The sequence below is a fragment of the Falsiroseomonas oryziterrae genome, assembly GCF_021864505.1.
GTDB classification, from domain to species: domain Bacteria; phylum Pseudomonadota; class Alphaproteobacteria; order Acetobacterales; family Acetobacteraceae; genus Falsiroseomonas; species Falsiroseomonas oryziterrae.
Genome location: NZ_JAKJIB010000404.1, coordinates 1 through 3,253 on the forward strand (window position 1 = coordinate 1; position 3,253 = coordinate 3,253).

At 71.0% G+C, this 3,253-nt stretch carries 3 protein-coding genes; all 3 read right to left on the reverse strand.

What is annotated here, in order from left to right; translation table 11 throughout:
- Window positions 1-504: 504 nt before the first annotated feature.
- Window positions 505-1,812, reverse strand: coding sequence for a citrate synthase (gltA, locus tag L2I40_RS20975; protein WP_237217114.1), 1,308 nt, complete (start codon window positions 1,810-1,812; stop codon window positions 505-507).
- A 187-nt stretch (window positions 1,813-1,999) separates the two neighbouring features.
- Window positions 2,000-2,485, reverse strand: coding sequence for a thermonuclease family protein (locus tag L2I40_RS20980; protein ID WP_237217115.1), 486 nt, complete (start codon window positions 2,483-2,485; stop codon window positions 2,000-2,002).
- Window positions 2,486-2,702: 217 nt separating this feature from the next.
- Window positions 2,703-3,253 (reverse strand): CHAD domain-containing protein (locus tag L2I40_RS20985; RefSeq protein WP_237217117.1); only part of this gene is annotated, 551 nt, incomplete at its 5' end.

Sequence of the window (3,253 nt, forward strand, 5' to 3'; positions counted from 1 at the left end):
CCGGGCGCGCAGCCAGGTGCCCGGCTGGCGGCGCGTGCGCGGGGCGCCGGGCGGGCGCTGCGGCCATTCGCGGAGCCGACGGCGGACCAGCTCGTCGAGGGACCGGCTGGGATGTCGGAGCTCGAACGGGTGCATGGTGCTGACCTTCCTGGGCATCTTGGTCCTGGTCGTTATCAACTCACAGTAGAATATCAACATCCGGCATTTGGCAATTCAAGCGAAAACCGAAACGCGACACAGCTTTTGGTGCATGGGAGGGCTGGCGCTTCGTCGGGGAATGCGCGCCTGGACTCGTCCGACGGGACTCCGCCCCAGGCCAGTCGCAGCGACTCACCGCATGGGACTCCGTCGCACGCGTCCGGCGCGACCGTTTGCGCAAGCTGGCGGCTGGGGCGGGGCAGGGAGGATGCGTGAGGCCGCGCGGGTGCGCCGGAGACGACAAGGGCCCCGCCCGCTCGCGCGGACGGGGCCCTATCGATGCGGCGCCGAGCGCGGCGCGGCGGGTCAGCCGCGCTGGGCGGCGGGGACGTAGTCGCGGCGCGGGGCGCCGGTGTAGATCTGCCGCGGGCGGCCGATGCGCTGCGACGGGTCCTCGATCATCTCCTTCCACTGGCTGACCCAGCCGACGGTGCGCGCCACCGCGAAGATCACGGTGAACATGCTGGTCGGGATGCCCATCGCCTTGAGGATGATGCCCGAGTAGAAGTCCACGTTCGGATACAGTTTCCGCGACACGAAGTAGTCGTCGTGGATCGCGATCCGCTCCAGCTCCATCGCGAGGTCGAGCAGCGGCTCGTCGGTGATGCCGAGCTCGCCGAGCACCTCGTGGCAGGTCTTCTGCATGATCTTCGCGCGCGGGTCGAAGTTCTTGTAGACCCGGTGGCCGAAGCCCATGAGCTTCACGTTGGAGTTCTTGTCCTTCACCTTCTCGATGAAGGAGGGGATGTTCTTCGCGTGGCCGATCTCGCCGAGCATCTTGAGGACGGCCTCGTTGGCGCCGCCATGCGCGGGACCCCACAGCGCGGCGATGCCGGCGGCGATGCAGGCGAAGGGATTGGCGCCGGTGGAGCCCGCCAGCCGCACCGTCGAGGTCGAGGCGTTCTGCTCGTGGTCGGCGTGGAGCACCAGGATGCGGTCCATCGCCTTCGCCAGCACCGGGCTGACCTGGTAGGGCTCGGCCGGCACGGCGTTGAGCATGTAGAGGAAGTTGGCCGCGTAATCGAGGTCGTTGCGCGGATACACGAAGGGCTGGCCGAGCGAGTACTTGTAGGCCATCGCCGCGATGGTCGGCACCTTGGCGATCAGGCGGAACGCCGCGATGCGGCGCTGCTCCGGATCGTTGATGTCGAGGTTGTCGTGGTAGAAGGCCGCCAGCGCGCCCACCACGCCGCACATCACCGCCATCGGATGCGCGTCGCGGCGGAAGCCGTCGAAGAAGCGACGGATCTGCTCGTGCACCATCGTGTGGTAGGTGACGCCCTTCTTGAAGTCCTTGAGCTGCGCGGCGGAGGGCAACTCGCCGTTCATCAGCAGGTAGCAGACCTCGATGAAGTCGGAATGCTCGGCGAGCTGCTCGATCGGGTAGCCGCGATAGAGCAGCACGCCCTCGTCGCCGTCGATGTAGGTGATGGTGCTCTCGCAGCTCGCCGTCTCGCCGTAGCCCGGGTCGAAGGTGAAGACGCCGAGGTCGGCATAGAGCTTGCGGATGTCCACAACGTCCGGGCCGAGCGTGCCCTTGTGCACCGGGAGCTTCGTGCTGCGGTTGGTGCCGTCGATGGAAAAGGTGACGGAGCCGTTCGGCGTGGTGGTCATTGTGGCTTCCTCAGCACGACGCGCCGCTGCTCGCGGCGTCGTTATGGTGCGGCGCAAGATACGGGCGGGCTCGGCGGCTTGGCAACGTGGGGCCGGCCGCGGCCGGGCAGCATTTTTTCGTGCCCCGGCACCGATCCGCGTGGGCAATGGAAGATGGGCCGCGGCAGCAGTTCGGCGGCGGCGGCCGTCACCGGCGGCGCCATTCCTCCGGCCGCACGAAGCCGCCCGCCCAGAGGCCGCGTGCCGCGCGCCGCGCTTCCGCCTCCAGCGCGAGGAGCGCCGCGTCGTCGTTGTAGGCGAGTGCCCAGCCCGCGCGGACGAGGCCGGCATTGAGATCGGCGCCGCCCGCCGTGCATTGACCGAGACCCCGACCGAAACGATCCCGGCCCGACACGATGCACAGGACGGAGCGGCCGTTGACGAGCCGCGACAGCGCCTCGGCCGCGGCGGCGCCGCAGTCGAACGGCCGGCCGGCCTGATCGGCGCAGGTCTGCCCGCGCTCCGGCGCGTCCACCTTCGCCAGCCGCACGGTGCGGTCGCCGAGGCGCAGCGTGTCGCCATCGACCACCCGCACCTCAGCGGCTAGCGCGGACCAGTCCTGCTGGCGCGGCGCCGATCCCATCAGGTCGGGCGGCAGGCCGATGCCGGAGACGAGAACGACAAGAGCCGTCACGCAGGTCGCAACCGCCGCCGTCCGCCAACGGCGCGGCGACGGGCCGGAACGGAAGATGCGACGTGGTGGCTGCACGGGACCGCTGCGCTTGTCGGAGAGGCGGACTGGTATACCGGTCACGGACCCGTGCGCAACCCTCGTGACGATCACGCTTGGCGAACGATCCGCGAACCATGCGCGGCCTCGCGCGCGCCGCGCTGCGCTCGATCGTCGTCGCTCATTCGTCGTCCCAGAAGATGCCGCCGGCGAGCAGCTCCTCCCAGGCATCGGCGGCCTTTCGGCGGACGCGGCGCGCGCGCGCGAGCGACCAGCCCTCCGCCACGCCCGCGGCCCAGGCGAGCCCGCTGCCGCGGCCGTTGAGCCGCGCCATCAGCGCGCGCGCGACCACCGCATCGTTGGCGAGGCCGAAGGCCTCCTGCACCTCGGCGAGCCGCGCGAGGAAGCGCTTCGCGCGGCGGCGTCCCCAGAGCGGCGCGAAGAGCTCGGCCGCGTAGCGCATCCGCTTCGCCTCGATCCGCAGCGCATGGAACTCGTCGTCCGGCAGGTCGCCGATCTCGGCGCCGGCACCCGCGATGCGGCGCCAGCGGCGATCCAGCACCGTGGCGGCGAAGCGCGGCAGCGGCTCGGCGCGCCGCTCCTCCGTCTCCGCCCCGCCCTCGCCGCGCCAGGGGCGCGTCTCCGCCAGCGCCACGGCGTCCCAGGCGAGGCGGCGGAAGGCGGCGCCGTCCAGCACCGGGCGCAGCGCCGCATAGGCCGCGTCCCGCACCC